This is a genomic window from Sporichthya sp. (genome assembly GCF_013815995.1).
Lineage (GTDB): Bacteria > Actinomycetota > Actinomycetes > Sporichthyales > Sporichthyaceae > Sporichthya.
In genome coordinates this window covers 1-6826 of sequence record NZ_JACDFE010000237.1, presented here as the reverse complement: position 1 = coordinate 6826, position 6826 = coordinate 1, and the positions used below count along the sequence as shown (strand labels likewise).

Genomic DNA, 6826 nt, shown 5'->3' with positions numbered 1-6826 from the left:
TGGGCCGAGCACTGGAACACCGACCCGAAGCCCTTCATCTGGAAGGCGACCGCGGAGGAGATCATCGCCAAGGTCCGTCGCGGGCGTGAGGTCCTCAACCAGATCAATTCGCAGACGGACCACTAGCACCAGGCTGGTGATCGCCGGGCCCTGACGCCCCGTCATGTTCGTGACGACGACGGGCTGAACAAAGGTGGCCTGCTGCAGGCCGGACATGTCGGAGTTGGTAGTGCTCATTGGGAAAGACCCCCCAGGGTCGGTGGTTGCTCTGTTGGCACCCGAGTAGCTCCCCACCACCCGCATGCCCTGATGCCCTGAACGTACGGACTGGGTCTGACAGTTTCGCCCCGGCGGAGGGAGTCGCCGCGTCAGGTGAACGGGTACGGCCACGCCGCAAAGATCGACGAAAGCCCGTGAGTCCGAGACCGATCGTCGCCCGACTCCTTCAGTCGTCAGCCGGGACAGGGGACTCCGGCAGAGACAAAGCGGCCCGCCTCGATCGACGAGACGAGCCGCGTTCTTGAGCTGCTTACTGAACCTCTGCTCGCTCCCGCCGAGCTGTGACCACGGTTAGCACGATGCAGGTGACCGCCGCGACCAGCGTCAGGAAGACCCCAGGCTGCAGATTGATGCTGACATCGAAAAATTCGTTGGCCTCGGGCTTGTCGGTGTTCGCCTTGTAGATAACCCATGCAGCTTCGCCGGCGACGTACAACGGCAGCCCGACAGCCAGGACGCGGTAGGCCCAGGTCTGCGGGATGCGCCAAAGCTGCGGAATGCGCATCCCGAACAGCACGACCGCGAGGCCCGCGAGAGCCGCGTAGAAGGGCAGGCCGTGCTCAACGTCCGTGCCGCTCAACCTTCAGGAAGAAGACTGACACCCAGGGCATGAGAACACCGACGATCAGCACTGCCGCTGCGATCCGGTTGGACGGATTTGGGCGCCGCGGCGGCGCCGCGACATTCGGCTGATTGTCATCGACGGAACGGCTTTGTCATTGGCTGAAGTCCCCCGCCAGCTGTTCTGCCTGCCGTGCTTCGAGGGGTGACCCGAGCCACTGACACTTTGTTGACCCAGCCGGGTCAGCAGGCCGCCTCGCATTTGGCCGAGTCGCCGAGCTTCTTACGCAGGCTCTCGATCTCGTTCGCCGGCGATCGGTACCGGCCGGATCGCCACGCGTCCAAGTACGGCGCGGGCGCCAGCATGCCTCGCCGGATCCACCATGCGCCCATTGGCGTCGGCCAGGACAACCCGAAGTGCAGATGAGGGCTGGTGCTGCGGGCGCTGCCCGTCTTACCCACCTCTCCGAGTTGCTGACCGGAGATGACGGACCGCCCGGGCTCGATGCCCGCAGCGATGACAGACAAATGTGAGTAGTAGTAACGAACGCCGTCCTGGCCCACGACTGAGACGGATAACCCACCCCTCGTCGCGCCGTCGTTCTCCTTTGACGACCAGGTGTCCCGCCGGCTCACCTCGTCGACTAGGCCGCTGGTCACCGAGACCACCGAGCAGCCTTCGTCGGCAAAGATGTCGCTGGCCGGGTAGTCGTGATGAGTCCTGCCGTAGCTTGCCTTGCAGCCGGCGATCGGAAACACAGTCACGAGCGCCGCGGATAACGGCGAGGCGCTGGGGCGGATGGCCTTTCCTAAGGGCGTCGCCGTCCGCTTGGGGGGCGGCACGACGGTGGGACTCGGGCGCGCGGTGGAGGACGGGAACGCATCGATCGTTCCCTGAGCGCTCAATGGCGGATCTGGATCGATGCGTTCTTCGGCTGCTCCGCCGGAACATCCCGCCAGTGCCGCGAGAACCGCGCCGAGAATCAGCGCGCGCTTCATAACCCGTAAACCCCCAGCTCGCTGATCGCGGCGAAGTCGCGACTTCCGGGCGCCGAGGTGCGGAGGATCGTCAGGACGACCGAGCGCGTGGTGACTCCCGGAACCGCCATCGCCTGGAAGGTCCGGTTGCTGGGATCGATGTCCAGCCGCTGGGTCACCGACGTCCCATCGTCGAAGGTCCATCGCGCCAGCGCCATCCGCCGGTTCTGCGGGTATCGGTCCTCGCCATCGGCCGGATCACGCTTGGCGTACCCAGGGATCATCCCCACGGCCTCGACGCGCACCTGGTACGGGTACGACAGCCTGATCTGCTCGCCCTCCGCGGAGCCGGCGCAGCGCCAAGCGGTCGCCGGGTCGCCATCGATCAGGTAGTCCGGGAAATAGCCGACCAGTCTTCCGCTGTTGTCTTGGGAGGGCGGGGCGACACAGGTGGCCTCCGCCTCCTGGACGCTGACGTAGTTCGCTCCGCCAAATTTCGCCAACGAACGTGTCGGAGCGGCAGCGGTTGCGCTGCTGCCGTCGCAGGTGTCGAGGGGCAACTCCTGCGGTCGTGCGATCCACCCCTCGACATCTGCCCGGGCGGCGTCAGCTGCTACGGCGAACGCAGTGGATTCAACATCCATTTGCTTACTGAACACGAGTCCGACGGCCCTGCCGTCGAGGCCAAGCAGAGGCCCGCCGGAGTTTCCGGGGTTGACCGCGGCGTCGGTCTGAATCACGCCGCGTTGGGTGTTCAAACCCCGGTCCAACTCACGGTCGAGCGCGGACACCGTTCCAGTGGCCGGGGTCAGTCTGCCCAACTTCCGCTGGCGCCGTCGACGGTGGTAGGTGCGTTCGATCCAGGTGATGATCGCCAGGCGCAGTGCTTCGCGGGTTTCCCAGCGCTGGCGGTCCAGGACGTTCTTCTGCAGCAGGGAGAAGAACGACTCCATGGCTGCATTGTCCCCGCACGCGCCGACCCGGCCCATGGACCCGTGCAGGCCATGGTTCTTGAGGGTGCGCACGAAGGCGTTCGAGCGGAACTGGCTGCCCCTGTCGGAGTGGACGATGGTCCCGGCCGGGGCCCGCAGGCCGATCGCGTTGTTCAGTGCCGAGACGGCCAGGGAGGCGGTCATCCGGGCATCCATCGAGTAGCCCACGATCCGCCCCGAGCAGACGTCGCGGATCGCGCACAGGTACAGCTTGCCTTCGCCGGTGGGGTGCTCGGTGATGTCGGTCAGCCAGGCCTCGCCGGGCCGGTCTGCGGTGAACTGACGGTTGATCAGGTCATCGTGCACCGGCGGCCCGGGCCGGCGGTTCAGGCCCCGCTTCTTCGCGTGCAGCGAGACAATCCGCTCCTGCGAGCACAACCGTGCGACCCGGTTCTCCCCGGCGCTGATGCCCTTGGCCGGCAGCTCGTCGGCGATGAACCGGTACCCGAAGGTTGGGTCGTCGTGGTGGATCTCCTTGGCAGCCTCGATCAGATGCGCATCGGACCATTCCCGGTCGGTGACCGGGTTCGCACGCCAGGCATAGAAGGCCTGCTTGGAGAAGCCCAGCACCCGGCAGGTCACCGCGACGGCGATACCGGCCGCGGCGAGGTCAAGGACCAGCGGGTACATCATTTTGGGAGCGACTCACGAGCGAAGAACGCCGCCGCCCGGCGCAGGATTTCATTCTCCTGCTCCAGCAGCTTGTTGCGCTTCTTCAGCTCCCGCAGCTCGGCCGAGTCCGCCGCGGTCACACCCGGGCGGGCCCCGGTCTCGATGTCATCGAGCTTGAGCCAGCGATGCAGGCAGGACTCGGAGATTCCGAAGTCCTTGGCGATCTGGGACAGCGAGGCCTCGCCCTTGCGGGCCACCGCGACGACATCGTTCCGGAACTCGATCGGGAAGGGCTTGGGCATGATGATCATCCTCCCGGTGAGGACGCATCCTCACAGGCAAGGAGTCAACCGTGTCGGGGGCAGACCCGAACGTTGCTTCGCGGGTTCGAGGCGGCCGGTGACCTGATCGACCCCTTCGCCCGCGCGGTCTTCCTGATGTTCCTGATCAGCGAGGTCCACCCCTTCACCGACGGCAACGGAAGCATTGCGCGGATCTTCATGAATGCCGAGCTGGTGACGGCTGGTCAGGTGCGGATCGTGATCCCGACGGTGTACCGGGAGAACTACCTCGCCAGACTGCGCGCAGCTACGCACAGTGCGGGTGATGCGAGCTTGATTGCGGTGCTCGACTTCGCACGACGGTGGACCGCACGAACGGACTGGAGCACCCGCGCATGTGCCGAGACAGATCTCGCGCGCACCCACGCACTCCGCGATGCCCGGGAAGCCGAGAAGGCCGGGGTCCGCCTCACCTTGCCGTAGACCTTCCCGCGCACTGTGCAGCGGTCCAGCCTCTACGTCGGCAGCAACCCGTATCTGCGCAAGACGTTGTCAGTGAACTCGGGATCGTCCATCTGTCGCGCTCCGCGACACCCCTTGGGCGGCGCGCAGGCAATGATCGCGATCCGATAGAGCTCCACCTTCCGCTCGCCGTCGACCTCGTACACGATCCGCAGGCCGTTGACTGCGCCAGGTTCCTTCCCGTCCAGTCGAAACCCGAACGCGATCGACACCGGCGCCGGCTCGTCCCAGCCCTTCGGCACCAACGCGGTCTCCGCTGCGGGGATGACCTGGTCCACGGCGTGGTGCCCGCGGATGCGGGGCGGCGGAAACTTTGGTCCGGTGCCAAGGCTGCCTGACCTCAGGTCACGTGGCCAGATCGCCACCGCGCCCAGGTAGACCACGTTGGGCGAGGTCAGCGCGGTGACTTCCAATACCCGGATCTCCGCCCCGGGATGGTCGAGGTCCACGGTCTGGTGGAAGCTCGGATCCTTCTCTGTGATGCGCGGCCCAATGAGGGTGGTGTGCGGCCGGGTCGGCTCCAACGCAGACGAATCGGAGCCACCACCGCAGCCAGCAGTCAGCGCAAGCAACGCGGCCCCGATCGAAGCGACGACGCGACGCGCCGCGGTAGTCCGCCAGACCTGGCCGGAAGGGATCACGACACGTAACCGTGCAGCCGTTGGCCGGGGTGCAACGGCTTTCCGGTGTGGCCGCACCACGCGCCACGGACGGTGCGAGGGAACGCGTAGGCGACCTCCACTGCTTCGCTGTAGCCACTCTGCGCATTGCCGCTGAAGCTCGCGCCGGCTACCGGTGCAAACCCGAACGCTGCGGTGTAGACCGCGGCCTTCGCATTCTCCGTCTTGACTCCGTCCAACACGGCGTCTGCCCGTCGCAGGTCGTCGTCACAGCCGAAGCCGGGACGCCGCGACCGGATGTCATCGCCACCGCCGCTCAGACCGCGGGGTGACGTCAGGTACCGGACGTAGTACCGGTTCCAGTTGGCATTCGCCACGCATACCTGGCGGGAGACGTCGTGCTCGACCTCCACCCGGAAGTCCCGGGCGATCGACTGGCTGCGCTTCGCCCGCCAGTCCCGGAAGTCTGCGGTGAAATTCGACGACCGCTCCCGCGACCCACTGACACCGAAGGTGAGGCCGCTGTCGATGCTGACCCCGGTGCTGGTCACGGTCTTGGCTCCGTCGGTGTAGGTGATGCGGACCGTCGCGCCGTTGCTGACGATCGCCGTCGCGACCGTCGTCATGGCGGTCAGCGGATGTTCGTTGATCTTCGTGGATCGCGAGCAGGACGCGCCACCCGGGATGGGCCTGTCCCGCTTGGTCAACGGCGGTTCACCCTCCCGGATGGGCGGTGGCCACGTGGACACCCCCGGCGCAGAGACGTTCAGGCGCTCCGCCTTGGCCGGGTCGAACGCGAGGTCGAGCAGGTTCCCGGCGGGGCCTTTGACGAGAGCGGCCACCTGACCGTCCACGCCGTTCACCGCGTCGCGCACCCAGGCCCGGCCGTCCATGCGCACCTGCGACAGGTACTCGTAGTGCCGATCCCCGTGGAAGATGTCGACTTGGATGTCCAGGCCGTCCTGCCCGGTCAGCGCGGCCAGGACCGGCGTGAGCAGTGACCGCAGTTCGTAGCGGCCGGTGTTGTCGGCGACCGTGCGGGCGATGGGGACGAGGTCGAACTGACCGCCCTGAGGCAGCGCGGCGATCACGTCGGGCGCAGGCCAGGCCGAGACGAGAACCTGCGCTCGGCTCAAGGGTTCGCCGGTGGGCTCGGTGAGGGTCCCGCGCAGCATCACCGGCACGCCGAGCAGGCGACTGTCCGGGAGGGCGGCGAAGTCCGGGAAGCGGCTCAGCGCGAACCCGGTCAGAGCACTCGACCCAACCGACTCTGCGGCGGCCAGGCCGGGAACGGCGAGGGCGACGGAGACGGCAACGACAGCGGACACCAGCGCGCGGCAACGAACGTACATACGGATCCCCCCGGATCAGACGCGCCCGACCCCCCGTCGAACGCGGGAGGACGCTATCAACCGAATGTCCGGGATGCAGGGATTCTCAGCATTTCGTTAGCGCCGGAACCGCGCCTTCTCGCGCCCGCGGTGCGGACGCGGATGCGTTGGCGGGCCAGGGGCCCACCTTCTGCGGCGCCCGCGTCGGCGGCCCTGCACACCGGCAGCGGGAAGCTCTCGGCTGTCACGAGACCTCCGATGCGCGCGCCGGCTCGGCGTTCCTTGCCTCGGTGTCCCGGGCTCGCTCACCGGTCCGACCCGCAACACCGCTTGTACCGGCGGCCCGATCCACACCAGCACTCGTGCTTGCGCCCGGGCGGCCAGGCGATCCGCTCGTCGCCCCCGAGCCGGGCCCGGTCCGCGGCGTAGCCGGCGCGGGCGTCGGAGGCCCCGGCGTCGCGTCCGTGGTCGGCACACCAGGCGAGGTACGCGTCAATGCGCAGCGGCACGACGACCAACTCGCTGCCGACGCCGGCGTAGCGCGCCAACTGTTCTTCCATGGCCCGGCAGTAGGCGCGGTGGGTCCGCGGGCCGTCCTGGCCGGCGGCCGGGCCGCCGTCGGCCGCGAGCTGCGGCCAGCGGCGCAGCGC

The 6826-nt window shown here is 67.6% G+C and carries 7 protein-coding genes and 1 pseudogene; 1 reads left to right on the top strand and 7 read right to left on the bottom strand.

The genetic code is table 11. From position 1 onward, the window contains the following. Positions 1–529 precede the first annotated feature (529 nt). The 4 genes and pseudogenes from H0X00_RS20145 to H0X00_RS20135 all read right to left on the bottom strand — a co-directional run. Entirely contained in the window at positions 530–859 is a 330-nt protein-coding gene (locus H0X00_RS20145; protein WP_293774271.1) for a hypothetical protein, read from the bottom strand. 224 nt (positions 860–1083) lie between these two features. Then, on the bottom strand, positions 1084–1839 hold the full coding sequence (locus H0X00_RS20140) for a M23 family metallopeptidase (RefSeq protein WP_293774270.1): 756 nt from the start codon (positions 1837–1839) through the stop codon (positions 1084–1086). Further along, positions 1836–2609 carry a hypothetical protein gene (locus H0X00_RS23960; protein ID WP_367186708.1) on the bottom strand — a complete coding sequence of 258 codons (774 nt, stop codon included), beginning with the start codon at positions 2607–2609 and terminating at the stop codon, positions 1836–1838. Before H0X00_RS23960 ends, H0X00_RS20140 begins: the two co-directional genes overlap by 4 nt. Before the next feature lie 12 nt (positions 2610–2621). Next, positions 2622–3724 (bottom strand): annotated as a pseudogene (locus H0X00_RS20135) (IS3 family transposase); the annotation flags it as partial. 72 nt (positions 3725–3796) lie between these two features. Here H0X00_RS20135 and H0X00_RS20130 point away from each other — a divergent pair. Continuing rightward, on the top strand, positions 3797–4186 hold the full coding sequence (locus H0X00_RS20130) for a Fic family protein (RefSeq protein WP_293774268.1): 390 nt from the start codon (positions 3797–3799) through the stop codon (positions 4184–4186). A gap of 32 nt (positions 4187–4218) precedes the next feature. Here the strand turns inward: H0X00_RS20130 and H0X00_RS20125 are convergent, their stop codons facing one another. The 3 genes from H0X00_RS20125 to H0X00_RS20115 form a co-directional block, all read right to left on the bottom strand. Beyond that, positions 4219–4674: a hypothetical protein gene (locus H0X00_RS20125; RefSeq protein ID WP_293774267.1), complete on the bottom strand. Its 456-nt coding sequence runs from the start codon at positions 4672–4674 to the stop codon at positions 4219–4221. Between the two features lie 188 nt (positions 4675–4862). After that, positions 4863–6173, bottom strand: coding sequence for a hypothetical protein (locus H0X00_RS20120; protein WP_293774265.1), 1311 nt, complete (start codon positions 6171–6173; stop codon positions 4863–4865). A gap of 308 nt (positions 6174–6481) precedes the next feature. Then, the coding region (locus tag H0X00_RS20115) for an SEC-C metal-binding domain-containing protein (protein ID WP_293774264.1) at positions 6482–6826 on the bottom strand (345 nt) is incomplete at its 5' end.

What these genes read in the sequence shown, in the direction of transcription:
- H0X00_RS20140 (WP_293774270.1), bottom strand. Translation starts at nt 1,839, where the DNA reads ATGAAGCGCGCGCTGATTCTCGGCGCGGTTCTCGCGGCACTGGCGGGA.